Genomic DNA, 26245 nt, shown 5'->3' on the forward strand with positions numbered 1-26245 from the left:
GGGCATCTGTTGCGCAAAGAGCGCTTCATTCCCTTAGGGAAGTAGACCGCCAAAAGACGATTTCGTCAGGCTTTCAAGTGCTTTAGAGCGCAATATCGAGGCCGAGATCGAGTATTGGAGCCGAATGCGTGACGAAACCCGTGGAGATATAGTCGACCCCGGTTTCCGCGATTGCCGCGACTGTGGCGAGCGTGATGCCGCCGGAGGCTTCCAAGGTGGCGCGGCCATTCGTCATCGCCACTGCTTTGAGAAGCGTCGGCGGGCCCATATTGTCGAGGAGGATGACGTCGGGCCCTTCTTCCAGAGCTTCTTGGAGTTGTTGGAGAGTGTCGACCTCGACTTCGATCCTGACCAGATGTCCGGCGAATTCCTGAGCGCTCCGTATGGCTTCTCTGACGCCGCCGGCAACGGCGATGTGGTTGTCCTTGATGAGGATCGCATCGTCGAGACCATAGCGGTGGTTTGAGCCGCCGCCGCAGCGCACCGCGTATTTCTGGAAAGACCGCAAGCCCGGATGGGTTTTGCGGGTGCAGGTGATGCGTGCCTTCGTATGAGCGATGGCAGCCGCAAATTCGGCGGTCGCGGTCGCAACGCCGGAAAGATGGCAGAGGAAATTGAGCGCCGTGCGCTCGGAAGAGAGGAGCGCGCGGGCATCGGCCGAGATCTCTGCGATGACGGCACCGGCTTCGAGCCGGTCGCCATCGGTCGCGCGCGGCTGAAACTCTGCGTCCGGGTCCATCAGAAGGACGGCCTTGCGGGCAAGCGCGAGGCCGGCGAGCGTACCGGTGCTGCGTGCTCCGATCGTGGCTGTCGCCCGGCGCCCGGCTGGGATCGTTGCCTGCGACGTGATGTCGCCCGCGCGCCCGAGATCTTCTTCAAGCGCCGCACGCACGGCTTTCTCGACGATCAGGTCCGGCAGCTCAGGGGAGGTCGGCATGGCGGGAATTCTCCTGGAAAGCGGCGACGGCGCCTTTGGCGATCGCATCGGCCTTGGCGAGCGTAAGAAAGCGCCGGTGCGCCTCTTCGGGTTGCGGATGCGGGAAGTCGGAGCGGAAATGCGCGCCGCGGCTCTCCTCGCGGCGAAGGGCGGCCACAGCGATGAGCTTGGCGGCGGTCAAGGAATTGAGAAGGCTCGGATGCCGGGCCGTTGCCCGGATCGCGTCCATTTCGGCGAGGGCGGCTTCAAGCCCGGCGCGGTTGCGCACCACGCCGACCGCGGCGTCCATGAGCCGGCGCAACCGTTCAAGCAGGGCGTCTTCGTTCGGAAGACCGGCGGCCGTATCGGCCGTCGATTCATCCGACCAGCGGACCATGCGATGATTGGGCAAAAGCCCTTGCACGTCTTCGGCGATGCGGGCGGCAAAGACGACGGCTTCCAAGAGCGAGTTGGAGGCGAGCCGGTTGGCGCCATGCGCGCCGGTTGAGGAAACCTCGCCGCAGGCCCACAAACCGTCGAGCGAGCTGCGGCCGAGCCCATCCACATGGATGCCGCCCATATGGTAGTGCGCGGCCGGCGCGATCGGGATCGGCGTCACGCGTGGATCGATCCCGGCCTCCATGCAGGCGGCAAAGACGGTCAGGAAGCGTTCGGGGAATTCCGCGCCCACGGCCTCGCGGCAATCGAGGAAGGCGCCGCGGCCGGAATGGCGCGCCTGGTGCACGCCGCGGGCCACGATATCGCGCGGCGCAAGCTCGCCCGCCTCGTGGATATCGAACATGAAGCGATAACCGTTGCGGTCGACGATGGCCGCACCTTCGCCTCGAAGCGCTTCCGTGGCGAGCGGGGCCGGATCGCGACCGACATCGACGGCGGTCGGGTGAAACTGCACGAATTCCGCATCCGCCACGAGCGCGCCCGCTCTGGCGGCCATGCCGAGGCCTTCGCCGCGCGCCTCCTGGGGGTTGGTGGTGACGGAGTAAAGATGCCCGATCCCGCCGGAGGCGAGCACAATGGCACGCGTCGGCAACAACATGCGCGCCGAAAGCCCGCCGCGTCGGTCGCGGGCGATGAGCCCGGTGACGTAGGAGCCTTCGACTTTCAGGCTTTCGGCGACGAAACCTTCCAGGACGCGGATCGACGACGTTTCGCGCACCGCTCTGATGAGCGCCTGCATGATGGCGGCGCCGGCGCTGTCGCCGCCGACCCTGACCACACGGCGATGCGAATGCGCCGCCTCGCGGGAGAGTGTGAGTTTGCCTTCAAGGTCGCGGTCGAAGGGCACGCCATAAGACAGAAGGTCGTGGATGCGGGCGGCGGCCTCTTCGGCCATGCCGCGGGCGATGGCGCCTTCGACCAGGCCAGCGCCGGCTGCGATCGTGTCTGCGACATGGTTTTCGACCGTATCGCCCGGGTCCATGGCGGCGGCAATGCCGCCCTGCGCCCAGCCGGAGGAAGAGCCTTCGCCGATCGGCGCGGCCGTGATGATGGTGACGGGCCGCGGCGCGAGTTTCAGGGCGCAGAAGAGGCCGGCAAGGCCGCCGCCGACGATGACGACGTCGTCGATGCCGGCCCAGGATTGCGGCGGGAAGGGGTGCGGGGTCAGGCTCACCTCAGGACAGCCGCTTCGACATCGGCCGCGCCTTGGCGAAGTCGATCGCCTTTTCCTGTTCGCCCTCATCCGTCCAGCCGGCCGAGAGATAGAAACGGTGCGCCGTCGCCGTACTCGTCAGCCGCGCCTCGACGATCCCTTGTTTGCGCATTTCCGCCTCCATATGGGCAAGCATCGCTTTGCTCGCGCCCGAAAAGCGCGCCGCGGGTTTCACGTAGTTGAGAAGGATCTCGGCGCCTCTGAAACCGCCGACGCAGACGATCTCGCCATCCTCTTCCGCCACAAGCAGGGTCGAGGCGGGATCGTTGATCCATCCCTCGACGATGCCGGGCGCCTTGTTGGCCGTCCATCGTTTGATATTGGCGGGAATGCCGCCGTGATCGGCTTCGCAGAGCCCGGTGATGGATGCAATCAAGACGTCGCTCATCGCCTCTGCATCGCCCGGCTTTGCCCTTCTGATGCGCATGCCGAAGCCCTCACGGCAGAACTCAGCTCTTCAGATTGACCATGCGTTCAACCGATCGGCGCGCTTTTGCCGCCATCATCGGGTCGAGGACGACTTCCTCGCTCATATAGACGAGGGTATCGAGGATCTTCGGCAGCTGGATGCGCTTCATATGCGGGCAGAGATTGCACGGGCGCACGAATTCCACGTCCGGCGCCTCGCTCGCGACATTGTCGGCCATCGAGCATTCGGTCACCATCAACACCTTGCCGGGATTTTCCTTCTGCACCCAGCCGATCATCTTGGCCGTCGAGCCGGTGAAATCGGCCTCCGCCAGAACGTCGGGCGGGCATTCCGGATGCGCGATGATGCGGATCGACGGATCGGCCTCGCGATAGGCGCGCAGCTCGTCGCCCGTGAAGCGCTCATGCACCTCGCAGGCCCCGTTCCAGGTGATGATCTTCACATCCGTCTGTGAGGCGACCCAGGCGGCGAGATACTGGTCGGGCAGCATGATCACCTCTTTGGCGCCGAGGCTTTCCACCACTTCCAGCGCATTCGAGGAGGTGCAGCAGATGTCGACCTCCGCCTTCACGTCGGCGGTCGTGTTGACGTAGGCGACGACCGGCACGCCCGGATGCGCCTCGCGCAGAAGCCGCACATCTTCACCGGTGATGGAGGCGGCGAGCGAGCAGCCGGCATGGCTGTCGGGAATGAGCACCGTCTTTTCCGGGCAGAGGATTTTTGAGGTTTCCGCCATGAAGTGCACGCCGCACTGGACGATGATCTCCGCCTGGGATTTCGCCGCCTCCTGCGCGAGCTGCAGGGAATCGCCGACGATGTCCGCAACGCCGTGATAGATCTCCGGCGTCTGGTAATTGTGGGCGAGGATGATGGCGCCACGCTCCGCCTTCAGGCGGTTGATGTGGTAGACGTAAGGCGCATGCACCGGCCATTCGATCGCCGGGATGACATGGCGAACCTTTTCGTAAATCGGCGCCGTCGCTTCCGCGATCTCCGGCGTGTAGGCGAGATCGGGGTAAGGCTTCACGCCGTAGCGATCCGCCGCCGTGTCGAGCGAAACATTCCCGCCCGTGCCGATTGCGGCCGCTGCGCTGGAACCCTGAACCATACTCGCCCCTCCCGTTTATATGTTTATGCTCAGTTTGAGCATAAGATGGGCCAAACAAAAACCGGCAGTGCCGGATGCGACTCAGATAGGGGCGAAATCAACGCCGTGCAAGGCGGTTGACGCAACGTCGTCATGCACAGAGTGCGCGGCTCGGCGGCCGCCACCGCCCGAAAGCTGCGAGAAACCGCCGTTTCGCGCCCATTGCGACGCGGCCATTTCCAAGGCCGGCATTCTTATCCCCGCCTCTCAAACCTCCCGCACACTTCGCGCCGTCGATGAAGTGCGGTGAGGGATTATGCTTCAGGTTGAGCGGGCGCTGCCTGAATTCAAGGCGAACCACTATGCAGTCCGTCTGCAGCTCCAGGCGCTCAAGACTGCGCACGCCGTCCGTCGGGAGAATTTCACTAAGAGCTTTGCCGAACCGGCTGCCGCACGGCAGCGCTTTGCGGCGCGCCTCAATGCTGAGGTCCACCGCAACGCCGCCATGCTGCAGGCCGCCTTCGCGCGTGTCTACGCCGAGACGCGGCCCGGCGCCCGTCGCACGCAAGGCCGCATCGACCTGCCGGATGTCAGCTGGCTCAGGGACGAGACGCTCGCCGAATGGGATCGCCGTCAGAAGGCCGCCGAGCGCCGGCTGGGCAGCGAGCCAGAGCGGCGTCAGGCCGTTCTTGCGCGCGTCGAAGACACGTTGTTTCGCCGCTTTGCCGGCCGCCTCAACGAGGTGCAGCAGCATGGCCTGGGCATCGATCGCTATGTCTGGCGCTCGCGCGACGATGCCCGCGTCCGGCCCGCACATGCCGAGAACGACGACAAGGTCTTCTTCTGGGAGGAGCCGCCGGAGGAGGGGCATCCGGGCGAGGCCTACAATTGCCGCTGCTGGGCCGAACCGGTCATCGAGCCGATTGCCGATGAGGCCGCTCCGCCCGACACCGGCCTGCGCTACCGCCTCAGCCTTGCCGCCGCTGCGGTCGCCGGAGTCGTCGAAGCCGTCCGCGATGCCGTCCTCGACAGCGTTCGCTCGGTCGGCGAAGCCGTCGAAGAGGTGCCGACGGCGCGCCGGCTGGTCTTTCTGCTACGCCGTGAGGCACGGGGCGAGCTTTCCGATGCTGAGCGTGCCGAGCTCGAAGGCGTGCGCGACGCCGCCCGTGCCAGGGCAGAGACCTTCTTTCGTGACGCACCGGAGCTCGCAAAGGCGCTCGGCGCCTATCTGCTTGCCCTGCAGAAACGCCCGGGGCTTCTCGAAGACGCCTACCGCCAGGGGCTTGCCACTCGCGAGGAGGTCGAGGCGGCCTATCGCGAGCGCGCCTATGTCGACACGCTGGTCCTACTCAACGTGCCGCCGCCGTTCCTCGCGCTGCGTGCCGGCAAGCTCGTGGGCCTGCGCAATCTGGCTGGCGATGCGAAGGTGTTGGCTGAGGCAATCACACGGGAAGCCGCTCGCCTTCGCCGCCTCCTTGGCCATGTCGGTCACAACGTCGTCGACAATCCGGGCATCGTCTGGGGCCGCGGCATCAAGGAGCAGGGAATTCCCTGGGAGGACGCGCTGGAAGCGACCGGCCAGTTCGGCCAGCGTTTGCCGCAAAACTTCAAGACGATCGATTTTTACGATCCAGTGAAGCGGACAGCGACAAGCGCAAAAACGCTCTATACGCGGGCAGCTGGCTACGTCGAAGATCCTGAGAAGATATACCGCACACTGCAGCGTTATACCGATCATCTGGCATCATTCGATGGCGACCGAAAGAAGGGACTAAGTGTGAAATCTTCGGAAATCGAAGTAAAAAGGATCGAGCTGGCTGTGCCGATGGATACGTCAAGACAGCAAATTGTTAAGATCAGGCGCGCTGTGAGATATGCTGAGCAACATGGCGTGCAACTCAGGGTGACCTTTATCAATGAGCCATGAACGAGCCGTTTTGCAGCTTCGAGCCCGCTTTTCCCGCGATAGGGAGCCTGAGCCTCCGCCACCGAAGCCTCGTAAGCAAGCAACTGTTGAAGCATATCGGGCTTTCACGAGAATCTACTCCCATGCGGTCTATGGCGCAGCCTACCCTGACCCGGCCGGCTACGACCAGATTCATACGGCACGAATGCCCGATAGCGATCTTGGTTACGAAGCGCGGTCTGCCCTGCGTGCAAGTCGTTTCGTTGCGCCAGAGCACCCCGACTGGGACAGTGTAATCCGCATCCCCACAGACGATGAGCTCAGAGAAGAAGAAGAGCGCGACAAAAAACGCGCCGGAGTCCGGAGCCTTCGTGCCCTTTATGCGGGCGCCGGGTCGGTTAGCTTGCAGCTGCGAGACGGCGAGATCACGATCGAAGCTGAACGACATCGTGGACACGGCCATTGGGAAGGCATCCCCGGCATCAAGCCGACCATCCTCCCCGAAAGTGTCTCAGACGAGGTGCTCGGCGCGGCGGTCAATGCGGCGCTGGAGGTGAGCCGCAATGCGTGAGGGGCCGGGCGTGGTATGCACGGCTGCTCGGAGCGGTGTTGAAGCTTTGCGGTGTTGAAGCTTTCCTGCGGCGGGCGAAGGTGCTTCTGGTGATGTACCGAGCGGTTCGCGGCGGCGCTGCGGCCGCCGCCGTTTCCTTCGTCCTGCCTTGCGTCCTCAGCCGCCGATCTTGGAAAAATCGGCGACGCCGTGCATCGCTTCGCGGATGCGGTTGAGGAGTTTCAGCCGGTTTTCGCGCAGGTTCGTATCTTCGGCATTGACCGTCACATGATCGAAGAAGGCATCGACGGCCGGGCGGAGCTCGGCGAGGGACGCCATCGCGCCTGAGAAATCCTCAAGCTTCAGATGCTTTTCGACATGCGCCTCGACATTCTCGATGACGGCGAGAAGCTCACGCTCGGCCGCCTCGCCCTTCTCGTGAATGAGGGCGTGGTCGGGCTCGCCCGTGTAGCTCTTGCCGTCCTTCTTCTCCTCCGCGCGCAGAATGTTGGCAGCGCGGCGATAGGAGGTGAGGAGGTTCTGGCCGTCGTCGGAGGCAAGAAGCCCGGCAAGCGCCTCTACCCGGCGCACGACCATGAGGAGATCGTCCTGCCCGGGCAGCGCGAAGACGGCATCGATCAGATCATGGCGGGCGCCCTGGTCGCGCAGATGCACTTTGAGGCGGTCGGCGAAGAAAGAGAGAAGGTCGGCGGCTGTCGTTTCGTCCAGGCGCTTGGAAAAGAGCGGCAGAAGCGGTAGCCTCAGCCCGTTTTCAAGCACGATGCGGATGACGCCGAGGGCGGCACGACGAAGCGCAAACGGGTCCTTCGAGCCGGTCGGCTTTTCGTCGATCGCCCAGAAGCCGGTCAGCGTGTCGAGCTTGTCGGCGAGCGCCACAGCCATGGCGACCGGCTCTGAGGGAACGGCATCGCCGGGCCCTTGCGGTTTGTAATGGTCGCGGATCGCATCGGCGACATTGGCAGCCTCGCCCTGCGCCTTGGCGTAATAGCGGCCCATGACGCCCTGAAGCTCCGGGAATTCGCCGACCATGCCGGTCGGCAGATCCGCCTTGGCGAGCTTTGCGGCGCGTTCGGCTTCCTCGGGCTTGGCGTCGACCACCGGGGCGAGCGCGCCGGCGAGCGTCGCAATCCGGGCGACACGCTCCGCCTGCGTGCCGAGCTTGTCGTGGAAGGTGACGGCCTCGAGTTTCGCTCCCCATTCGCCGAGCGGCGTGGCGAGATCCTGCTCGTAGAAGAAGCGGGCATCGGACAGACGGGCCGCGATGACGCGCTCATTGCCGGCGATGATCTCCTTGCCGCCGTCGCGCGCCTCGATGTTGGACACGAGCAGGAAGCGGTTGGTGAGCGCGCCGTCCGCTCCGCGCAGGACGAAGCATTTCTGGTTCTGGCGGATGGTGAGGCGGATGACCTCTTCGGGGATCTCCAGAAAGGCCTCGTCGAAGCGCCCCATCAAAACGACGGGCCATTCCACAAGACCTGCCGTCTCGTCGATGAGCCCGGCATCCTCCACCACCTCGAAGCCCTGCGCGAAGGCGAGGTTCTTGGCTTCCGTCGCAATGATGTTGCGGCGCCGTTCGGGATCGAGGACGACTTTGGCGGCTTCAAGCTTCGGCACGTAATCGTCGAAGCGGCGCACGCGGATCGCATCCGGCGCCATGAAGCGGTGGCCGTAGGTGACGTTGCCGGATTCGATATCGCCGACCCTGAAGGAGACGATTTCGGGATCTTCCGTCTCCGGGCCGAACATGCACAGGATCGAGCGCAAGGGCCTCACCCAGCGCAGCGAGCCGGTGCCGAGCGCGTCGGCGTCCGCAAAGCGGGAATCTTTCGGGGCGGAGGCCGCTCCCCAGCGCATCGATTTAGGCCAGGGGAAGTTGCGGATCACCTGCGGCAGGAGCTCTGCGACGATCTCTTCGGCGGCACGGCCGGGCTTTTCGATGACGGCGACGTAGAAATCGCCCTTCTTGGGATCGCTTTCGATCTTCGCATCGTCGATCGAGGCGAGACCGGCAGAGCGCAGGAAACCTTCAAGCGCCTTTTCCGGTGCGCCGACGCGCGGACCTTTGCGCTCTTCCTTCACATCGGCGGAGCGCGCCGTCACACCGTGGACGGTGAGCGCCAGGCGCCGCGGCGTGGCGAAACCCTTGGCGCCCTCATAGGTGAGGCCGGCCTCGACGAGACCGTCGGTCACGAGGCGTTTCAGATCCTCGGCGGCGCGCGCCTGCATGCGCGCGGGAATTTCTTCAGAAAAGAGTTCGATGAGAAGGTCGGGCATGGGATCGGATCAATGGTCATCGCCCGCCGCCGGGGTCGCCGGTGCGGGCTCAGCGGCGTCGTGCGGCCGCGAGGAGAAACTGAAGTCGACGGCTTCCAGATATTGCGGCAGATCCGTGTCGGTCGCCTGAAAGACGACACGCATGATCATGTTGTAGCCGCTGACATATTCCTTCATCCGCTCCAGCATGCGCTGCATGGCGAAATCGTCGAGCGGCACGACGAGACGGCTCATCTTGTCGCGCAGCCGTAGCTCCAGGCGCTGGTTCGCGTCGCGCTTGACGATGGCGAGACGCGCCGAGCGCTTCACGAGGGGGTCATCGCCGATGCGGTAGGCGATCTCGCCCAGCGCATAGGCTGCCTCGCTCTCCATGCGGCCCGAACGGTTGAAGCGGAAGGTCGCCGTCCAGCTGTCGCAGGAGAAAATCATCGGCACCCGCGTCGGAACGTTCGCTTCCGCCTCGCGCGCTTCGGTCTCGGTTTCAGCCATCTCAGGCGCCTCCGGCCTCGGTCATCAGCCAGGCCTCGCCACAGGCGATGGCGAGAGATCGGACCCTCAAGATGTAGTTCTGCCGCTCCGTCGGCGAGATCACGCCGCGGGCGTCGAGAAGATTGAAGACGTGGCTTGCCTTGATGCACTGGTCATAGGCAGGAAGCACCATCCGATGCGGACCGCCATTGCGTGCTGCCTCGTCTCGCCCGGCCGCAAGCAGCGCTTCGCATTCGCCCTCGGCATCCTGGAAATGGCGCAGAAGCTTGCCGGTGTCGGCATGCTCGAAATTGTGCCGCGAATATTCTTGTTCGGCTTGCAGGAAGACGTCGCCATAGGAAACGCGCTCCGCGCCTTCGCGGCCGTTGAAATTGAGGTCGTAGACGTTGTCGACGCCCTGCACATACATGGCGAGACGCTCAAGCCCGTAGGTGAGCTCACCGGAGACGGGGGCGCAATCGACGCCGCACACCTGCTGAAAATAGGTGAACTGCGAGACTTCCATGCCGTCGCACCAGCACTCCCAGCCGAGCCCCCAGGCGCCGAGCGTCGGGCTTTCCCAATCGTCTTCCACGAAACGGATGTCGTGCACGGAGGCGTCGATGCCGATCGCCTCGAGCGAGCCGAGGTAAAGCGCCTGCAGATCGGGCGGCGACGGCTTCAGGATCACCTGGTACTGGTAATAATGCTGCAGCCGGTTCGGGTTTTTGCCGTAGCGTCCATCGGTCGGGCGACGCGAGGGCTGCACATAGGCAGCCTTCCACGGCCGCGGGCCGAGCGATCGCAGGGTCGTGGCCGGGTGGAAGGTGCCAGCCCCCACCTCCATGTCGTATGGCTGCAGAATGACACAGCCCTTGTCGGCCCAGTAACGCTGCAACGTCAGGATCAGGCCCTGAAAGGAGCGCGTCGGGCTCATATGCGCGGGAACGGCTTCGTTCATCACCGGTAGCTCTTGGAAACAGTGGCCGTTGCCTGCCACGCGGAGGGCGAGGGGTCAAGCTAACCAAACGCCTGGGTGGGCTTGAGCGCATCCTTTCGGCGATGGAGGTGCCGCGTGTGGCGTTCAGCGAGCGAGGGTTGCGCGCACCCACCATTGCGGATGCGCGCGGGCAAGCGTCTCCGCGGCGGTGCCGGCCGCATCGAGCGTCTCGTAGATCGCAAAACAGGCCGAACCGGAGCCCGACATGCGGGCAAAGAGGCAAGGCGTCTTCGACAAAGCCTGAAGGACGTCGCCGATCGCCGGCTCAAGCGCGACGGCCGGAGCTTCGAGGTCGTTTGTCGTGGTCTTCAGGAAATCAGCGACCGCACGCGCATCGCCCATGTTGTCCGGCAGCTCGGGGAGGGCGCGTCCGGGCGACTGACCGAGCGTCTGAAACACCTTGCCGGTGGAAACCACTCGCGCGGGCCAGACGAGCACCAGCGGCAGAGCCGGCAGCGAAGGCAGGAGCGTGATCTCCTCGCCGATTCCACGCGCACGCAGAGCCCCGCCGAAAAGCCCCATCGGCACATCGGCGCCGAGCGTTGCCCCGAGCGCCACGAGCTCGTCCATCGGCATGCCGACACCCCAAAGCTCGGCGAGAGCCAGAAGCGTGGTCGAGGCATCGGAGGAGCCGCCGCCCAGCCCGGCGCCCGCCGGGATTTCTTTTTTGACGGCAATCTGCGCCCCCGCCGTCGCGCCTGAGGCGCGCTTCAGCGCTTCGGCGGCACGCAGAATGAGATTGTCCGCCCCATCCGGGACGATCTCCGCAAACCGGCCGCTCACCTCAAGCGAGAAGTCCTCGGCCGGGGCGAAGCTCAACGCGTCGCCAAGATCGGCAAAGACGGCGAGCGTATCGAGGAGGTGATAGCCGTCGTCCCGCCGTCCGGTCACATGGAGAGCGAGATTGATCTTGGCAGGTGCCGTGCGCACGAGGGCGGAGAGGTGATTATCGTTCAAAGCGCCTCAGATGTAGCAGCGGGCCGGTAACCGCTCCAGCGCCGGTCGTGAGGCAGAAGAGCGCGATCCTTCATCGGGCAAATCGGCAAAACGCCGTTCCCGCGATCCTCGCAACGAATGCCCTTGCGCACGACAAAGCTCCTCAGCGTGCGCCCGAAGTTTGATCGGCGGGCTTGCTGAAGGAGATCGGCTTGGCCGCTTTCGTCCGGCTGGAATCCTGTTCCGCCTCGGGCGACGGCGTGATGCGCGGTGCGCTGTCGACAAGGCGCTCGGCCGCGATCTTGCGGTTGATCACCTCAAGCTCGGGAAGTTTGGCGCCGAGGTCGCGCGCATGGCGCCACTGAAACTGCGCTTCGAGCTTGCGGCCGACCTTCCAGTAGGCGTCGCCCAGATGGTCGTTGAGCACGGGATCCGCAGTCTCCAGGGAAACGGCGCGTTCCAATTCTTCGACGGCGTCTTCGTAGCGCCCGAGCCGGTAATAGGCCCAGCCGAGACTATCGACGATGAAACCGTCATTGGGCCTGAGATCGACGGCCTTCTGGATCATGTCGAGCGCTTCGTCGAGATGCACGCCCTGGTCGACCCAGGAATAGCCGAGATAATTGAGAACGAGCGGCTGGTCCGGAAACAGTTCGAGGGCTTTTTTGAAGTCCGCTTCCGCCTTTGGCCATTGTTTCGCCCGCTCGTAGGCGACACCCCGGAAATAAAACAGGGTCCAGTTGCCTCGCACCGGCTTGTCCAGCTGCTCGATCGCGCGGCTGTAGATGTCGGCGGCTTCCTCGTACTTTTCTTTCGCGCGCTGCATGTTGCCGTAGGCAATGTAGGCGGCGAGATCGTCCGGATTTTTCCGGATCGCCTCCTCGAACGCCTTCTTCGCCTCGTCGATCCGATCCTGCTGCGCGAGAACGACGGCGGCTCGCAGAATGCCGACCGGACGGAAAGGCGATTGCGTCGGGATCTGCTCCAGCACCTGGATCGCTTGGTCGCCGAGACCATTGCTGTCCAGGATATCGCCGAGAGACAGGGCTGCGAGACCGCCGCCGCTGTCGGGATCGATATAAAGGGCGAGACGCAGATAGACGGCCGCAAGTTCAAAGCCGCCCTCCTGGCCGAGCGCGGTCCCAAGGCCGGACAAGGCTTCAGCCGCGCCCTCGACCGGCGTGTTCACCGCCTGCGTGACGGGCTTGCCGGATTCGATATCGGCCATTGTGTCGATGGCGAGCGGGTTGCGCGGCGCACGGTCGAGATATTCTTGTAAGATCTCTTTGGCTTTGTCCTTGTCGCCGGCGCGCGCCAGTTCGCGTGCATAGGCTTCCACCACGCGCACGGAATTGCCGTCCTGCTCGTAGGCTTTCGCGAAACGGGCAAGGGAATCTTCAGTGTTGCCGGCGACGTCGGCCATCAGGCCGGCATGGATGAGCTTGAACGGCTCGTACCAGCTTTCGCCTTCCAGGCTGTCGACGAGGGCGATCGCCTCATCCGTCTTGCCTTGGCCCGTCAGGGCCCAGGCTTTCAACAATGTCGCCGTCAGTGCGGCGAGGGCGCCCTGATCGTTGCCCTGGAGCGTCTTGATCGAGGCGGCGAACTTTTTCTGCCGGAGCAGATCCGCGGTGACGATGAAGCTCGCGATCTGACTGTCGGGGGCCTTCTTGACGAGGATTTTCGCCATGGGCAGCGCCGTCTTCAGATCCCCCTGAGCGGTGGTCAGAACGACGGCGCGCTCCAGCCAGGCCGCATTGCTCGGATCCGCTTCATAGGCCTGCTGGTAGAACTCCGCGCCATGCGTGACGTCCTTGGTTTCGTCGGCGACCCGGGCGGCGAGAAATATCCCGGCAAGGCTCGTGAGCTCGACCGTATCGTCGTCGCTCTTGGCCGCTGCCATGGCCGGGGCCGCGAAGGCCGCAGCCAGCAGACAGGCCGCAACGAAAGGCCGCAAAGCTGGCACGGTCCGGAAAGATGTCATGCGGGATCTCCAGTTGGGGTCCACGGTCAAACAATTGGCTATCGCCGGCCCCATTAAATAGGCACCGGCAGGCTTGCCGGTACCCTGCCTTGCCCCCGCACTCGCAGAATTCCCAGTCCGAGACTCAATGAACGCGCGCCACGCAAAATTCAACCGCTTCCAGGAGAGCCGCTTTTTCCGGGCTTTCCGGAGCCGGGGCGAGAGCGTCGCGTGCCATGGCACCGTAATGCTTTGCACGATCGACCGTGTCGGCGAGAGCCGAGGTCTCGGCGAGACGCGACATGGCGCCTGCAAGAGCTTCGTCGTCGGTCTGGCCTTCCACGAGCGTGCGGCGCCAGAACTCACGGTCCTCCGGCGAGCCACGGCGATAGGCGAGCACGACCGGGAGAGTGAGTTTGCCCTCGCGGAAATCGTCGCCGACATTTTTGCCGAGCGCCGGTGTGGCGCCGCCGTAATCGAGTGCGTCGTCGATGAGCTGGAAGGCGATGCCGAGATTGGCACCGAACGAACGGAAGGCGGCGCGCGTGGCGCGGTCGGCGCCGGCGACGATCGGGCCGACTTCGGCCGCAGCCTGGAAGAGGGCCGCCGTCTTGCCGCGGATCACCTCAAGATACTCGTCTTCCGTCGTTTCGGTGTTCTTGGCCGTGCCAAGCTGCATCACTTCGCCTTCGGCGATCGTGGCAGAAGCTTCCGAGAGCACGCGCAACGCGTCGAGCGAGCCGACATCGACCATCATCTTGAAGGCCTGGCCGAGCAGAAAGTCGCCGACGAGAACGGTTTCTTTGTTGCCCCACAGAAGGCGCGCCGTGCGCTTGCCGCGGCGGGTGTTGCTTTCGTCGACGACGTCGTCGTGGAAAAGCGTCGCCGTGTGCATGAATTCGACGGCGGCGGCGAGGCGGACATGGCCCTCGCCCTCATAGCCGAGCGCCCGCGCGCAGGCGACGGTCAGCATCGGCCGCATCCGCTTGCCGCCCGAATCGACCAGATAACGCGCCACCTCCGGTATCAGCGTGACTTGCGATCCGGTCCGCTCTAGGATCAGGCGATTGACCGCTTCCATGCCGTCTTGCGTGCATTCCACAAGCGGTTCAAGCGAAGCCGTGCCTGCTTTCCGCTCTCCGAGCGAGAGGATAACGCCCAATTGACAACTCCTTGCTGTTTCAAAGGGTAGAACGGATAAGCCGCCGCGCAAAGGGACAGATTGCACGCGCCCTACAAGGCTGACGGAATCCAGGCAACTGCCCCCTTTTACACATGCCCCCTGATGACCGCCCCTATATGACCGGAGCGTGACTGGATGGAAGAGCTTATCCGCACCAACGACCTCGCGCTGATCTCTTTTGTGGAGGCGCTTTTGCGTGATGCCGACATACGTTACTCCGTCGTCGACGCCAATATGAGCATCATGGAAGGCTCGCTCGGCATATTGCCGCGACGCGTTCTGGTGGAAGGTTCGCGTCGCGGCGAAGCGGCGGCGATCCTGCGCGATGCCGGGCTCGACAAGGAGTTTTCTCTGGGCCTCGGCAGCGATTGAACGATGGGTGTAGACGAGAGGACGGCCGAGACGCACGGTTTCCTGGGAGCGCGGATCGCGCTCGTCAAACCGGCGAGCGGCCACCGGCCGGGATTGGACGCAGCCTTGTTGCAGGCGGCGGTTTCGCCGCAGCGAAAAGGCCTCTGTGTCGAGTTCGGCTGTGGCACCGGCGCCGTGTCTTTCTCAGTGGCCGCCCGCGCCTCGGGCCTCGAGGTCGTCGGCGTCGACATCGATGAGATTGCTGTTCAACAGGCCGAGGAGGCGCGTCAGCTTGCGCCGAATCGCGCCTTCGCCGAGCGCGTGAGGTTTGTGGCGGGCGATGTGACGAAGCCGCATCTGGGTGAGCGACTTCGCCCCGCTCGCGTCGATCTCGTCCTCATGAACCCGCCGTTTTATGCCGCAGGCGAAGTGAGCGCCTCGCCCGATCAGCGCCGCCGGGTGGCGCATCAGGCAGATGAGGATCCTCTGCCGCGCTGGATTGCCGCGGCTTCATCTCTGCTCGTTCGGAAGGGCGGTATCGCCATCGTCCACCGGGCGGACAGGTTGGCGGCCATCTTGAAGGAGCTCGCCGCTCACCGCTTCGGCAGTATGAAAATCCTGCCGTTTCATGCCCATGCGGGCGAGGCGGCGGGGCGTGTCCTGGTTTCGGCGCGTCTTGAGGGGAAAGCACCGCTGGTGTTTTGCGCTGGCATCGTCCTCCATGAAACCGGTGGGGCGTGGACGGAGACGGCGGGAGCGATCCTGCGCGGGGAGACGGATTTCGGTCTTCTTTGAAGCGCCGAAGCGTCACCGCATCTGGCAAATTTTCGCGGCATGACCATCTTGCCGAGACGATCTTTGATGAATTTGAGAGTTTGGAAGACAGATGGCGAATTGGTTGCACAGTCTCCTGCCGGGTGTGTTCAAGGCTGAGCCCGTGGTCCCGGTCATCAGAATGTCGGGCACGATCGGCCGTGTCAGCCGCTTCCGGCCGGGACTGACGCTCGCCTCGGTGGCGGGGCCGTTGAAGAAGGCCTTCGACAACAAGAAGGCCGAGGCTGTCGCGATCATCATCGATTCGCCAGGCGGCTCGCCGGTTCAATCGCACATGATCTACAAGCGCATCCGCGCCCTCGCCGAGGAAAAGCAAAAGCGGGTGTTCATCTTCGTGGAGGATGTGTGCGCCTCCGGCGGCTACATGATCGCCTGCGCCGGCGACGAAATCATCGTCGACCCGGCCTCCATCGTCGGTTCGATCGGTGTGGTCTCGGCAGGTTTCGGCTTCGTCGATGCGATCCACAAGCTCGGCATCGAACGCCGCGTCTATACGTCCGGGGAATCGAAGGTGATCCTCGATCCGTTCCAGCCGGAAAAGCCGGAAGACATCCGCCGCCTCAAAGTCATTCAGGAAGAGGTGCACGAGCTCTTCATCGATCTCGTCAAGAAGCGTCGCGGCAGCGTGCTCGCCGACGATCCCGAGATCTTTTCGGGGCTCTTCTGGTCCGGCAAGACGGCCGTCTCGCTGGGGTTGGCAGACCGTCTCGGCGATATGCGCCACGTGCTGCGTGAGAAATACGGCGACAAGGTCCGCCTGAAACTCATCGGAGCGGAGAAGAGCTTCTTCGGCATGCGCCCCGGGCGCGTCGGCGCAGGTCTGGCCGCTGCGGCGGGCGAGGGCTTCCTCGATACGCTCGAAGAGCGTAGTCTCAGGCAGCGTTTCGGAGGTTAGAACGATGCCCCAGTTCATCGCTCTCGGATTGATCGCCGCCGGCGGCTATTATGCGTTCAAGGTTCTGAAGCGGGAGATGGCGCGTGTCGATCGTGAGGTGCGCGCCGCCGAGAAGGTGCGGGCCGACGACCGTGGCGAGCTTCTCGTGCGCGACCCGGAAACCGGCCACTATCGCCCACGCGAGGAGCGGTGAGGGCGCAATGAACGCTCCGGCAAAGGCGGCGGGACAGATCGGCTCGGGCCTTTGGACGGCCGATCAGTTTCTGGAATTCTACATGAGCCGGCCGGACGAAGAACGCTGGCAGCTCGTGGATGGTCTCGCCATGATGATGGTTTCGCCTACGCGTCCGCACCAGAAAATCGCGAAGAACCTCATTTTCCTTCTTGAGCCGTGCCTCTTGGAGGCGCGCTCCGACCTGGAAACGCTTTGGGAGATGGGTGTGCGCGTGCCGGGCATTAGCGATTTCAACCCTCAGCCCGATTTGCTCGTCGTGGAAGCGGACGCTTCGTTCGAGCGTTATGCCGATCGTTTTTTTCTGGCGGCTGAGATCCTCTCTCCTTCAAATCCGACGGAGATGATTTCCCGCAAGATCGAGCTCTACCAGCGCCATCCCGACAATCTCTATTGCCTGACCATCGCGCAGGACGAGGTGAGGGTGCGCCTTTGGGCACGCGAGACGGATTGGCAGATGACGGAGCTCACATCGCTGGACGACAAGCTCCGCCTGCCGGCCTTCGGCTTCGATGTGAAGCTTTCCGAGATCTATCGCGGCACGAGCCTCGCCGCCTGAAGCCCTCGAGGGAAGGCGACCTCACAATGCCCGCAGGCTGAGCCTGCAGGCATGATCGTCGCTATCCGCAGAATGCCCCCTTACATGCCGACGTAAATCGGCCCCTCACCGCCCTGCGGCGGGACCCAGGTGATGTTGCGGTTCGGATCTTTGATGTCGCAGGTTTTGCAGTGGACGCAGTTCTGCGCATTGATGACGAAGCGCGGTTCGGCCCCGTCTTCCTGCACCCATTCGTAGACGCCGGCCGGGCAGTAGCGGGCCGAAGGGCCGGCGAAGACCGCCCATTCGCTCTCCTTCTGCATCATCGGATCGGACAGCCGCAGATGCACCGGCTGGTCCTCTTCGTGATTGGTGTTCGACAAAAACACCGAAGAAGGTTTGTCGAAGGTGATGACGCCGTCGGGCTTCGGATAGTCGATCTTCGGGCAATCGGCGGCGGGCTTCAGGCACGCATAATCGGGCTTCTCGTGGCCCATCGTGCCGAAGAAGGAGAAGCCGAAGAGTGAGTTCGTCCACATATCGAGGCCGCCGAGCATCACGCCGAGACGCGTGCCGAACCGCGACCAGAGCGGCTTCACATTGCGCACCTTTTTGAGGTCGTGACCGATTTCAGAATCGCGCCAGCTTGCCTCGAAGCTCGCCAGCGTGTCGTGGCTGCGGCCTTCGCCCAGCGCTCCGGCCACATGTTCCGCGGCCAGCATGCCCGACAGCATGGCGTTGTGCGTGCCCTTGATGCGGGGCACGTTGACGAAGCCCGCCGAGCAGCCGATGAGCGCGCCGCCCGGGAAGGCGAGCTTCGGCACGGATTGGATGCCGCCCTCGGTGATGGCGCGCGCGCCGTAGCTGATGCGCTGTCCGCCCTCCAGGAGGCTCTTGATCGCCGGATGCGTCTTGAAGCGCTGGAACTCCTGAAACGGCTCCAGATGCGGGTTCTCGTAATTCAGGTGCACGACGAAGCCGATCGCCACCTGGTTTTCCCCGAAATGGTAGAGAAACGAGCCGCCGCCCGTTTTGTTGTCGAGCGGCCAGCCGAAGGAATGCTGGATGAGGCCCGGCTTATGCTTGTCCGGTTCGACTTCCCAGAGCTCCTTGAGTCCGATGCCGAATTTCGCCGGCTCGCGCCCCTCGTCGAGCGCGAAGCGGGCAATGAGCTCCTTGGCAAGGGAGCCGCGGGCGCCTTCGCCGATCAGCGTGTAGCGGCCGAGAAGCGCCATGCCGGGCTGATAGGCGGGGCCGGGCTTGCCGTCGCGCCCGATGCCCATGTCGCCGGTCGCCACGCCGATGACGGCGCCCTTGTCGTCGGTCAGAATTTCGGCGGCGGCGAATCCTGGATAAATCTCCACGCCGAGCCCTTCGGCGCGCGCAGCGAGCCATTGGGTGAGGCGTCCGAGCGAGCCGATATAGCTGCCATGGTTGCTCATGAGCTTCGGCATCAAAATATTCGGCAGCTTCGTGGCGCCCTTTTCCGTCAGATAGAGAAAGCGGTCCTCTGTGACATGCGTCGTCAGCGGACGGTCCGGATCGTCGCGCCAGTCGGGGATGAGTTTGTCGAGGCCGATCGGGTCGATGACGGCGCCCGAAAGAATATGGGCACCGACTTCGGAGCCTTTTTCCAAGACCACGACGGAGATTTTCTCGTCGAGTTCCTTCAGGCGGATGGCCGCTGCAAGTCCTGCCGGTCCAGCTCCGACGATGACAACGTCGTATTCCATGCTCTCACGTTCGGGCGTCTCGGCGGCTTCCATTCTTTTCTCCAGATGAGAGTGGGGGCCCAAGGGATAAAACGTCGTCCCGCTCAAATTCAATGCAAACCCGCTTCGTCTCGTCTGTCCATGCCGCAAGCGGGCCTTCTGCGGACTTTGAGCGTGGCGGGTTGACGCGTTCCGGGCAAGCCTCCTCTTCCGCGCGGGCGCGCATGATGGCAGAAAGGTCCGGTGAGCCCGCTTTCGCCAGATACCTCCCTCGCCCCCCTCAAGGAGCTTTTGCGCTTCTATGTTGAGAACGGCGTCGATTGCGCCGTGGATGAGGCGGGCGTCGATCGTTTCGAGGAAACGCGCGAAAGGATGGCCGCACGCGAGATGGTGGCCCGCCAGGCGCCCTCGCAGCAACAGGGCAAACCCGCCGGGGCGCAATACCGCGAAGACGCGCCACGTGCGCCCGACGACCGGCCGCGCCGGAGCGAAGCGCGCCCGCAACCGCCAGCGGCACCGCCGGTCGCGCCCGCGGCCCTTCCATCGGAAGAGGCGGTGATGGCCGCACGCGAAGCTGCCCGCGGCGCGGCATCTCTCGATGAGCTGCGCGAAATTCTGGCGGGCTTCGACGGGTGCAATCTGAAGCGCACGGCGACGCAGCTCGTATTCGCCGATGGTAACCCCGAAGGTCGGGTCATGCTGGTCGGCGAAGCGCCTGGCCGTGACGAGGATCTGCAGGGTGTGCCCTTCGTCGGGCGTTCAGGACGGCTCCTTGATCGTATGCTGGCTGCGATCGGGCTCGATCGCACCGGCGTCTATATCGCCAACACGATCCCCTGGCGCCCGCCCGGCAACCGCGATCCCTCGCCGATGGAGCGGGCGATCTGCCGGCCCTTCATTCAGCAGCAGATCCGTCTGGCTAATCCCGATTTTTTGATCCTGCTCGGCAATGCCGCCGCCAAGGAAATGCTCGACACGACGATGGGCATCACGCGGCTGCGCGGTCGTTGGATCGATTTCGATACGGGGGCCCGCCAAGTCCGTGCGATGGCGACGTTTCACCCGGCTTATCTCTTGCGCAATCCGCTTCAGAAGAAGCTCGTCTGGCGCGATTTGTTGACCCTGAAAGCTGCTCTCGAAGAGCCGCAAGACTGATCAGCAGACGGAGCTGTCGCAAAGCGTGAACGCGTGAGGGCTTGACCGTCGCCGACGCACAGGGTTACCGGCGGCTCGCGGCAATTCGGCGTCCATCATGGCCAGGCAACTTCTTCCTATCGCTGCGCTCCTTTTGAGCGTGGCATTCTTGCTGACTGCGAACGGTTTGCACTCCATCCTGCTGCCGATCCGCGGCGGCTTGGAGCATTTTTCGACGTTCTCGCTGGGCCTCGTGGGTACGGGCTGGGCGGTCGGCTTCGTCGCCAGCTGCTTCATGGCGCCACGTATCGTCCATCAGGTCGGCCATATTCGCGCATTTGCCGCCTCCGCAGCGGCCGCTGCGGTCATCGTTCTCTTGAATGCGATGATCGTGACGCCGCTGTCGTGGATCCTTCTGCGCATCTTCTCCGGCTTCGTGCTCGCGGCCTGCTTCATGATCATCGAAAGCTGGCTGAACGAACGGGCGACCAACGAAAATCGCGGTATGATTTTCGGCATCTACATGACGATCACCTATGTGGCGATCGTCGTCGGGCAGATGCTGGTGGCGATCGGTGATCCCGCCCGCGACACGTCCTTTATGGTCGGGGCGATTTTCTTCTGCCTGGCGCTTTTGCCTTTGTCGCTGTCGCGCGCGGCCGTTCCCCAACCGCTGGCCGGCGTCACGCTCGATTTGAAGCGGCTTTTCCAGAATTCTCCGGTCGGTTTTGTGGCCACGCTCCTCGTCGGGGTCGCAAATGGTGCGTTTGGGACGCTCGGGCCGTTGTTCGGCTTCCAGATAGGGCTCGGGACAGCCCATATCGCCACTTTGATGAGCATCGCCATCATTGCCGGCGCGCTCATCCAGATGCCGGCAGGCAGGCTCTCCGACCGCATCGACAGACGTTTCATGATCGGCGGGGCCGCACTTCTTGCCTCGATCATCGGCATGGGGATAGCCGTCTTCGCGCCACACAATCCGATCGTGCTCAGCCTCGCTTTCGCGCTTTATGGCGGCACCTCCTATGCGCTCTATTCTCTCGCCGTCGCCCATGCGAACGACTTTGCGAGCGACCTGTCCTTCGTGCAGGTGTCTTCGGGCCTTCTGCTTCTTTACGGCATCGGCACGATGGCCGGCCCGCTCGTCGCCTCCGGCACGATGGAAACCTTCGGGCCGGAAGGGCTCTTCGTCACCACGGCCGTCGCCCATTTCGCCATGGCGATCTTTTCCGTCTACCGCACGACGCGCCGTGCCCCGCCGCCGCAACACGAGCGCGAGACCTTCTCCGCCGTGCCGAGCCCGCGCATGCTGACGCCGCAGACGGCGGTCTTGCAGCCAGATCCCGAAGAGCTGCCGCCGGCGCCCGAATCTGAAGAGGCTTCCGAAGCGGACGCTCCGCAGGACGAGGCCACCGCCCCGACTGACGACACGGCCGGCGAGGCGAGCGGGGACAAGACGAAGGAGACGGAGACGACCTCGTAACGAGATCGTTTTTCGCACGCGCCGCGTGAGGCCAGCGCCGGTCCGACTTGAAGGCTCAGAGCGACACTTGACGGGCGGAGCCTTGCGCCCTCTTTGAACGCCGTCGATGACGGTTCAAACCTTGAGGATGGGATGACGCACAGCGGTGACGAGCGGGCCTTCATTCCCGTCAAAATTGCTGTCCTGACCGTGTCGGACACACGCACTTTTGCCGATGACCGCTCGGGCGACACGCTTGTGGACCGCATTCGGGAGGCCGGCCATGTTCTCGCCGGGCGCGACATCGTCCGCGACGACGTTGAGGACATCCGCAAGATCGTTCGGGACTGGATCGCCGATCCCGCGGTCGATGTGATCATCACCACGGGCGGCACGGGCTTGACCGGTCGCGACGTCACGCCGGAGGCGCTTGAGCCTTTGTTCGAAAAGCGAATGGACGGCTTTTCAGCCGTCTTCCACCGCATCTCCTATGACAAGATCGGCGTCTCAACGATCCAATCGCGTGCGACGGCAGGCGTGGCGAATGCGACCTATATCTTCGGTCTGCCGGGCTCGCCCGGGGCGTGCCGCGATGCCTGGGACGGCGTCTTGAAGAGCCAGCTCGATTATCGCCACAAGCCGTGCAATTTCGTCGAGATCATGCCCCGCCTCGACGAGCATCTGCGACGCGGCTGACGCCTCTCAGGCCGGCGGCGCCATTCGCGCGGAAAGGCGTTTGGTGGACTGGCCGCGGGCAAGAGATCTGAGGTCGTCGGTCGCGCCGGCCGCCGCCATATCGGCCTTGCGCAGGAGCACGCCCCGGCGAAGCGGTTCTTCCCGCTCCAGGAACCCGAAGAGTTTTTTGCTCTTGCCGGCGAGGGTGAAGCTTGCGGCACCGCTGCCCGGCTCTTCCATCCATTCGCGAACCGCCGTCATCCAGCCGTCGAGCGGGCGGGCGCCTCCTTCCATCAGGAGAAGCCACTCGCCGCGGGACGAAGCGATCGTCTCCGTGAGGGCTTCGCGGCCGATGAGTTCCGCACCGGCAGCATCCGCCACCGCTTCGATCTCTTCGTTGGGCGAGCCGACGACATAGGCGTCGCGCACCAGACCCTCGACCGCCGCCGGGACGAGGGCGGTGAGGCTGCGCGCCAGATGCTGGGCATCTTCGGGCGCGGAAAGGAGCACGGTGATCATGCTGGTTTGCTAGCGAAATCCAGCTCTTAACCCAACAGAAAGGTAACTGTTTCGTTAAGGCGGATGGTCCAATCCCCGGCTTCCTCGTTTCGCCTAGGAATAAAGTCACCTTTGTTCTTGTAATGTTCCTGTGTTCTCGCTATATTCTCTCTATGCCTGAGCCGAGCCCCACCTTCGCCCCGCCCACACCCCACACCCCAAGGGGCGCTTCCGCAGCAGCCGCAAAGCGGAATGCCGCATCCTCTGCGCCGTCACGGTTTCGCGCAGAGCGGGATGCGGCCTGGGTGGCGCTCGGCCAGGCAAACTCCGCCTCCGAAGATGGGTGGGCCGAAGAGGTCTCTACCGCGCTGCGTCCGCTCGTGCGGCGCGGCCGCGGGGCCGTCTCCAACGAGACGGGCCGTTACGAGAAACAGACGCGGCAGCTCGTCGACGATGGCTGGGAGAGCCTCGACGAGCTGCCCCGTCTCCGCACGGAAGTGACGATCGAGCGGCCGCGCAAGATCATCACCCGCAATGCGTCGCCCGACATTTCCTTCGACCGGTCCATCAATCCTTATCGCGGCTGCGAGCACGGCTGCGCCTATTGTTTCGCCCGCCCGACGCACGCTTATATGGGGCTGTCGCCGGGGCTCGACTTCGAAACGCGGCTTTTCGCCAAACCGGATGCGGCAAAGCTTCTGGAGAAAGAACTCGCCGCGCCGGGCTACGAGGTGCGGCCGATCGCGATCGGCACGAACACCGATCCGTACCAGCCGGTCGAGCGCCAGTACCGGATCATGCGTGATGTGCTGGAAGTTTTGGCGGCCGCCAATCATCCGGTCGGGATCGTCACCAAATCGGCGCTCGTCCTGCGCGATCTCGACATTCTGGCGCCGATGGCGGAGAAGGGCCTCGTCAAAGTCGGCCTCTCGGTGACGAGCCTTGACCATAAGCTGTCGCGCTTGATGGAGCCGCGGGCTTCCACGCCGGCAAAGCGACTTGAAGCGATTTCAGGCCTGAGCGAAGCGGGCATTCCTGTCTCGATCATGACGGCGCCGATCGTGCCGGCCATCAACGACAATGAGATCGAGCGCCTTCTCGAAGCGGGCGCGGCGGCAGGCGCCACCTCAGCCGGCTATGTGTTGTTGCGGCTGCCGCTCGAAGTGGCGCCGATCTTCAAGGAATGGCTCAAAGAGAATTTCCCGGATCGGGCCGAACATGTTCTTTCGCTGATGCGCTCGATGCGGGGCGGCAAGGATTATGATGCTGCCTGGCATGAGCGCCAGCGGGGCAGGGGGCCTTACGCCTGGCAGATAGGTCGCCGCTTTGAACTGGCGGCCAAGCGCCTGAGGTTGAACGAGCGGCGCTACGACATGCGCACGGATCTGTTCTCGCCGCCGGTGCCGGTCGGCGGTCAGTTGAAGCTTTTCTAGGCGTCTCAGGCGCCAAGGACTCAAAGAAGCCTGTGTCCGAAGGTGGAAAGCGCGCCTTCGTGGGCGAGTGCCCGGCTTGCATCGTGAGAAGCCGCGGCCTATCGGCGATCCATGTTGGCGACAAAGACGATTCGCAAACCGAAAGCTCGCAAGCAGGGCGCTGCAAAATCAGCCAATGCCTCCGGGGCTGCCGGCCCGCATCTCCAGGCCGAGACGCGGCTGATGCTTGCTGGCTATCGTCGTATCGCGGGCATCGATGAGGTCGGCCGCGGCCCGCTCGCGGGACCCGTCGTGGCCGCTGCCGTCATTCTCGATCCGGAGAACATCCCGGAAGGCATCGACGATTCCAAGGCGCTCACCGCCCTGCGTCGCCAGGAACTCTATGAGGAGATCCTCGGCTGCGCCGATGTGGCCGTCGCCTATTCCTCGACGGCAACCGTCGATCGGATCAACATCCGCAGTGCGGCGCTTCTCGCTATGGCACGTGCGCTCAGAAGTTTGCCGCAACCGGCCGATGCGGTTCTCGTCGACGGACGCGACAAGGTGCCGAACATCGATCTGCCATGCGAGGCCCTCATCGGCGGCGATGCCTCCTCGCTGTCGATTGCCGCCGCGTCGATCGTGGCGAAGGTCTCCCGCGACCGGATGATGGCGCATTGCGATGGAGCGTTCGCAGGTTACGAGCTGGGTTCCCATAAGGGGTACGCGACGCCGGCCCACAGGGCCGCCCTGACGCGGCTCGGCCCGTGCCGTCTTCACCGCACCAGCTTCGCGCCCATCGCCGCGCTCCTCGCCAGCAAATAGACAAAGAGCGGAAGCCGCGAAGAAGGGCGGACGCGGTGGGCGACCGGTCGGTCGCCGTGTCCCGGATCTCGCGCTCGACTGTCTGCCGAACGAGCCGCCTGCCGAGAGAACCGCCCGCCGAAAAAGAAAAAGGCGAGCCGAAGCCCGCCTTTTGTCGTTTCTACGTTGAAGCCACTCAGTGCCGCTTCAAGCCCTCGATGGAGCTGTTGATCAGACGTTGACCGACCGCCCCCTCGTTCTGTTGAGCGAGGATCTTTGCGGAGGCTGCGACGGCCACATCGACCGCCCGTGCCTTCACGTCGCTGACCGCCTGGGCCTCGGCCTGGGCGATGCGCTGTTCCACACCGCGCGTGCGCCGCTCGATATATTCCTCGAGCCGCTGTTTGGCCTCGGCGGCATGGGCAGCCGCTTCGTTTTCGGCAAGCGCCACGATTCCGGCCGCCTCTTCCTCGGCCTCCTGGCGGCGGCGCTGATACTCGGCCAGAAGCGCCTGCGCCTCTTCCCGCAGGCGCCGAGCCTCGTCGAGCTCGTGCTGGATTTTCTCCGAGCGCTTATCGAGCGCGGCCGTCATCATCTTCGGCACACCGAGATAGATCATGATGCCGAGGAAGGTGAGAAGGCCGATGAAGACCCACAGCGAAGCTAGGCTGGTTGCGTCCATCGTTATCTCCGCTCGTTCATGGCTGCGGAGACGGCTGACCCGACCTCCGCATCTGCCGGAGCTTCTCCGGACAGGGTCTCAACGAGCGCCTCGGTCGTCTCCTTGGCGATCGCGTCGACTTCGGCGAGAGCTTTGTCGCGCACCTCGCCGATGCGTGCTTCGGCCGCCTGCAGCTTCTCTTCGAGCTCAGCCTCGGCCTTGGACCGTTCGTCCTCAACCTCGGCTTTCGCCTTGTCTCGGGCGTCCTGGGCAATGCCGTGAGCGCGCTGCCGGGCTTCGGCAAGCGCCTGCTCGTACGCTGCGATCGCCTCGTCGCTCTCCCGCTTCAGCTTCTCTGCCTCTGCGAGATCGTCGGCGATGCGGTCGTGCCTCTCCTCAAGAATGGTGGCAATGCGTGGCAGCACCATCTTGCTGAGCAGGTAATAGAGCAGGCCAAAGAAGACCGCGAGCCAGATGAGCTGCGAGAGATACGTCGACGGATCGAAAGGCGGAAACGCGCCATGCGCAGAATCCGCGATTTCGGTGTGTTCCGCCGCCGTTTCCGCGGCCGTCTGAGCGAGTGCCGTTGTTACCACGTGCTCTTCTCCTCAAGCCGTTCGGCCGCCGGTGG

The 26245-nt window shown here is 64.1% G+C and carries 26 protein-coding genes; 12 read left to right on the forward strand and 14 right to left on the reverse strand.

Features of this window, described 5'->3' with window-relative positions; all coding sequences use genetic code 11:
* Positions 1–82: 82 nt before the first annotated feature.
* From nadC to nadA, 4 genes are read right to left on the reverse strand one after another with little or no spacing between them, the layout of a single operon-like run.
* The gene (nadC, locus tag BLP76_RS01865; protein ID WP_092809189.1) at positions 83–937 is read right to left on the reverse strand and encodes a carboxylating nicotinate-nucleotide diphosphorylase; all 855 of its coding nucleotides are present in this window, start codon (positions 935–937) and stop codon (positions 83–85) included.
* Positions 921–2549, reverse strand: a complete 1629-nt coding sequence (locus BLP76_RS01870; protein ID WP_244514367.1) for an L-aspartate oxidase — start codon at positions 2547–2549, stop codon at positions 921–923. Before BLP76_RS01870 ends, nadC begins: the two co-directional genes overlap by 17 nt.
* 1 nt (position 2550) lies before the next feature.
* Positions 2551–3015, reverse strand: a complete 465-nt coding sequence (locus BLP76_RS01875) for a GNAT family N-acetyltransferase (RefSeq protein ID WP_092809191.1) — start codon at positions 3013–3015, stop codon at positions 2551–2553.
* Between the two features lie 22 nt (positions 3016–3037).
* The gene (nadA, locus tag BLP76_RS01880; protein ID WP_092809192.1) at positions 3038–4126 is read right to left on the reverse strand and encodes a quinolinate synthase NadA; all 1089 of its coding nucleotides are present in this window, start codon (positions 4124–4126) and stop codon (positions 3038–3040) included.
* 295 nt (positions 4127–4421) lie between these two features.
* Between nadA and BLP76_RS01885 the strand changes: the two genes are divergently transcribed.
* Positions 4422–6032, forward strand: coding sequence for an endonuclease toxin domain-containing protein (locus tag BLP76_RS01885; RefSeq protein ID WP_092809193.1), 1611 nt, complete (start codon positions 4422–4424; stop codon positions 6030–6032).
* Positions 6022–6582, forward strand: coding sequence for a contact-dependent growth inhibition system immunity protein (locus BLP76_RS01890; protein ID WP_092809194.1), 561 nt, complete (start codon positions 6022–6024; stop codon positions 6580–6582). The genes BLP76_RS01885 and BLP76_RS01890 overlap by 11 nt, the downstream gene beginning before the upstream one ends.
* A gap of 156 nt (positions 6583–6738) precedes the next feature.
* On the opposite strand, the gene glyS is transcribed toward BLP76_RS01890, so the two are convergent.
* The 6 genes from glyS to BLP76_RS01920 all read right to left on the reverse strand — a co-directional run bounded on the left by glyS (position 6739) and on the right by BLP76_RS01920 (position 14385).
* Positions 6739–8856, reverse strand: coding sequence for a glycine--tRNA ligase subunit beta (glyS, locus tag BLP76_RS01895; RefSeq protein ID WP_092809195.1), 2118 nt, complete (start codon positions 8854–8856; stop codon positions 6739–6741).
* A gap of 9 nt (positions 8857–8865) precedes the next feature.
* Complete coding sequence (locus tag BLP76_RS01900; protein ID WP_092809196.1) at positions 8866–9345, reverse strand: hypothetical protein; 480 nt, start codon at positions 9343–9345, stop codon at positions 8866–8868.
* 1 nt (position 9346) lies between these two features.
* The gene (locus BLP76_RS01905) at positions 9347–10285 is read right to left on the reverse strand and encodes a glycine--tRNA ligase subunit alpha (RefSeq protein ID WP_092809197.1); all 939 of its coding nucleotides are present in this window, start codon (positions 10283–10285) and stop codon (positions 9347–9349) included.
* A 123-nt stretch (positions 10286–10408) separates the two neighbouring features.
* Complete coding sequence (locus tag BLP76_RS01910) at positions 10409–11281, reverse strand: 4-(cytidine 5'-diphospho)-2-C-methyl-D-erythritol kinase (protein WP_207145296.1); 873 nt, start codon at positions 11279–11281, stop codon at positions 10409–10411.
* 142 nt (positions 11282–11423) lie between these two features.
* Entirely contained in the window at positions 11424–13244 is a 1821-nt protein-coding gene (locus BLP76_RS01915) for a tetratricopeptide repeat protein (RefSeq protein ID WP_170130354.1), read from the reverse strand.
* Between the two features lie 124 nt (positions 13245–13368).
* Positions 13369–14385, reverse strand: a complete 1017-nt coding sequence (locus tag BLP76_RS01920) for a polyprenyl synthetase family protein (RefSeq protein WP_092809199.1) — start codon at positions 14383–14385, stop codon at positions 13369–13371.
* 156 nt (positions 14386–14541) lie between these two features.
* Here BLP76_RS01920 and BLP76_RS01925 point away from each other — a divergent pair, with 156 nt between their 5' ends.
* The 5 genes from BLP76_RS01925 (at position 14542) to BLP76_RS01945 (ending at position 17277) form a co-directional block, all read left to right on the forward strand.
* A complete protein-coding gene (locus tag BLP76_RS01925) occupies positions 14542–14778 on the forward strand; it encodes a putative signal transducing protein (RefSeq protein ID WP_092809200.1) in 237 nt (78 codons plus the stop codon).
* 3 nt (positions 14779–14781) lie between these two features.
* Positions 14782–15552 (forward strand): tRNA1(Val) (adenine(37)-N6)-methyltransferase, encoded by a 771-nt coding sequence (locus BLP76_RS01930; protein WP_092809201.1) that lies wholly within the window; start codon positions 14782–14784, stop codon positions 15550–15552.
* 91 nt (positions 15553–15643) lie between these two features.
* Positions 15644–16486: a S49 family peptidase gene (locus BLP76_RS01935; RefSeq protein WP_092809202.1), complete on the forward strand. Its 843-nt coding sequence runs from the start codon at positions 15644–15646 to the stop codon at positions 16484–16486.
* Positions 16487–16490: 4 nt separating this feature from the next.
* Entirely contained in the window at positions 16491–16679 is a 189-nt protein-coding gene (locus BLP76_RS01940) for a hypothetical protein (protein WP_092809203.1), read from the forward strand.
* A gap of 7 nt (positions 16680–16686) precedes the next feature.
* Complete coding sequence (locus BLP76_RS01945; protein WP_092809204.1) at positions 16687–17277, forward strand: Uma2 family endonuclease; 591 nt, start codon at positions 16687–16689, stop codon at positions 17275–17277.
* 80 nt (positions 17278–17357) lie between these two features.
* Here BLP76_RS01945 and BLP76_RS01950 read toward each other — a convergent pair whose 3' ends face one another.
* Positions 17358–19022 carry an electron transfer flavoprotein-ubiquinone oxidoreductase gene (locus BLP76_RS01950; protein ID WP_092809205.1) on the reverse strand — a complete coding sequence of 555 codons (1665 nt, stop codon included), beginning with the start codon at positions 19020–19022 and terminating at the stop codon, positions 17358–17360.
* A gap of 189 nt (positions 19023–19211) precedes the next feature.
* Here BLP76_RS01950 and BLP76_RS01955 point away from each other — a divergent pair, with 189 nt between their 5' ends.
* The 3 genes from BLP76_RS01955 (at position 19212) to moaB (ending at position 22260) form a co-directional block, all read left to right on the forward strand.
* Positions 19212–20123, forward strand: a complete 912-nt coding sequence (locus tag BLP76_RS01955) for a uracil-DNA glycosylase (RefSeq protein WP_092809206.1) — start codon at positions 19212–19214, stop codon at positions 20121–20123.
* A gap of 97 nt (positions 20124–20220) precedes the next feature.
* A complete protein-coding gene (locus BLP76_RS01960; protein ID WP_092809207.1) occupies positions 20221–21585 on the forward strand; it encodes an MFS transporter in 1365 nt (454 codons plus the stop codon).
* A gap of 132 nt (positions 21586–21717) precedes the next feature.
* Positions 21718–22260: a molybdenum cofactor biosynthesis protein B gene (moaB, locus tag BLP76_RS01965; protein WP_092809208.1), complete on the forward strand. Its 543-nt coding sequence runs from the start codon at positions 21718–21720 to the stop codon at positions 22258–22260.
* Between the two features lie 6 nt (positions 22261–22266).
* On the opposite strand, the gene BLP76_RS01970 is transcribed toward moaB, so the two are convergent.
* Entirely contained in the window at positions 22267–22758 is a 492-nt protein-coding gene (locus BLP76_RS01970; protein WP_092809209.1) for a hypothetical protein, read from the reverse strand.
* A gap of 284 nt (positions 22759–23042) precedes the next feature.
* Here BLP76_RS01970 and BLP76_RS01975 point away from each other — a divergent pair, with 284 nt between their 5' ends.
* Both BLP76_RS01975 and BLP76_RS01980 read left to right on the forward strand, forming a co-directional pair.
* Complete coding sequence (locus BLP76_RS01975; protein ID WP_244514370.1) at positions 23043–24170, forward strand: PA0069 family radical SAM protein; 1128 nt, start codon at positions 23043–23045, stop codon at positions 24168–24170.
* 222 nt (positions 24171–24392) lie between these two features.
* Entirely contained in the window at positions 24393–24974 is a 582-nt protein-coding gene (locus tag BLP76_RS01980; RefSeq protein ID WP_420867610.1) for a ribonuclease HII, read from the forward strand.
* Between the two features lie 175 nt (positions 24975–25149).
* On the opposite strand, the gene BLP76_RS01985 is transcribed toward BLP76_RS01980, so the two are convergent.
* Positions 25150–25635, reverse strand: a complete 486-nt coding sequence (locus BLP76_RS01985) for a F0F1 ATP synthase subunit B family protein (RefSeq protein ID WP_092809211.1) — start codon at positions 25633–25635, stop codon at positions 25150–25152.
* 2 nt (positions 25636–25637) lie between these two features.
* Positions 25638–26210 carry a F0F1 ATP synthase subunit B gene (locus BLP76_RS01990; protein ID WP_092809212.1) on the reverse strand — a complete coding sequence of 191 codons (573 nt, stop codon included), beginning with the start codon at positions 26208–26210 and terminating at the stop codon, positions 25638–25640.
* Between the last annotated feature and the right edge of the window lie 35 nt (positions 26211–26245).

This window comes from Afifella marina DSM 2698 (assembly GCF_900102695.1).
Lineage (GTDB): Bacteria > Pseudomonadota > Alphaproteobacteria > Rhizobiales > Afifellaceae > Afifella > Afifella marina.

Excerpts from the sequence above, each read along its gene's own strand:
- nadC (WP_092809189.1), bottom strand. The coding sequence starts at position 937 with ATGCCGACCTCCCCTGAGCTGCCGGACCTGATCGTCGAGAAAGCCGTG.
- BLP76_RS01875 (WP_092809191.1), bottom strand. The coding sequence starts at position 3,015 with ATGCGCATCAGAAGGGCAAAGCCGGGCGATGCAGAGGCGATGAGCGAC.
- nadA (WP_092809192.1), bottom strand. The coding sequence starts at position 4,126 with ATGGTTCAGGGTTCCAGCGCAGCGGCCGCAATCGGCACGGGCGGGAAT.
- BLP76_RS01885 (WP_092809193.1), top strand. The coding sequence starts at position 4,422 with ATGCTTCAGGTTGAGCGGGCGCTGCCTGAATTCAAGGCGAACCACTAT.
- BLP76_RS01890 (WP_092809194.1), top strand. The coding sequence starts at position 6,022 with ATGAGCCATGAACGAGCCGTTTTGCAGCTTCGAGCCCGCTTTTCCCGC.
- glyS (WP_092809195.1), bottom strand. The coding sequence starts at position 8,856 with ATGCCCGACCTTCTCATCGAACTCTTTTCTGAAGAAATTCCCGCGCGC.
- BLP76_RS01900 (WP_092809196.1), bottom strand. The coding sequence starts at position 9,345 with ATGGCTGAAACCGAGACCGAAGCGCGCGAGGCGGAAGCGAACGTTCCG.
- BLP76_RS01905 (WP_092809197.1), bottom strand. The coding sequence starts at position 10,285 with ATGAACGAAGCCGTTCCCGCGCATATGAGCCCGACGCGCTCCTTTCAG.
- BLP76_RS01915 (WP_170130354.1), bottom strand. The coding sequence starts at position 13,244 with ATGACATCTTTCCGGACCGTGCCAGCTTTGCGGCCTTTCGTTGCGGCC.
- BLP76_RS01925 (WP_092809200.1), top strand. The coding sequence starts at position 14,542 with ATGGAAGAGCTTATCCGCACCAACGACCTCGCGCTGATCTCTTTTGTG.
- BLP76_RS01930 (WP_092809201.1), top strand. The coding sequence starts at position 14,782 with ATGGGTGTAGACGAGAGGACGGCCGAGACGCACGGTTTCCTGGGAGCG.
- BLP76_RS01935 (WP_092809202.1), top strand. The coding sequence starts at position 15,644 with ATGGCGAATTGGTTGCACAGTCTCCTGCCGGGTGTGTTCAAGGCTGAG.
- BLP76_RS01940 (WP_092809203.1), top strand. The coding sequence starts at position 16,491 with ATGCCCCAGTTCATCGCTCTCGGATTGATCGCCGCCGGCGGCTATTAT.
- BLP76_RS01945 (WP_092809204.1), top strand. The coding sequence starts at position 16,687 with ATGAACGCTCCGGCAAAGGCGGCGGGACAGATCGGCTCGGGCCTTTGG.
- BLP76_RS01950 (WP_092809205.1), bottom strand. The coding sequence starts at position 19,022 with ATGGAAGCCGCCGAGACGCCCGAACGTGAGAGCATGGAATACGACGTT.
- BLP76_RS01960 (WP_092809207.1), top strand. The coding sequence starts at position 20,221 with ATGGCCAGGCAACTTCTTCCTATCGCTGCGCTCCTTTTGAGCGTGGCA.
- moaB (WP_092809208.1), top strand. The coding sequence starts at position 21,718 with ATGACGCACAGCGGTGACGAGCGGGCCTTCATTCCCGTCAAAATTGCT.
- BLP76_RS01970 (WP_092809209.1), bottom strand. The coding sequence starts at position 22,758 with ATGATCACCGTGCTCCTTTCCGCGCCCGAAGATGCCCAGCATCTGGCG.
- BLP76_RS01980 (WP_420867610.1), top strand. The coding sequence starts at position 24,393 with ATGCTTGCTGGCTATCGTCGTATCGCGGGCATCGATGAGGTCGGCCGC.
- BLP76_RS01985 (WP_092809211.1), bottom strand. The coding sequence starts at position 25,635 with ATGGACGCAACCAGCCTAGCTTCGCTGTGGGTCTTCATCGGCCTTCTC.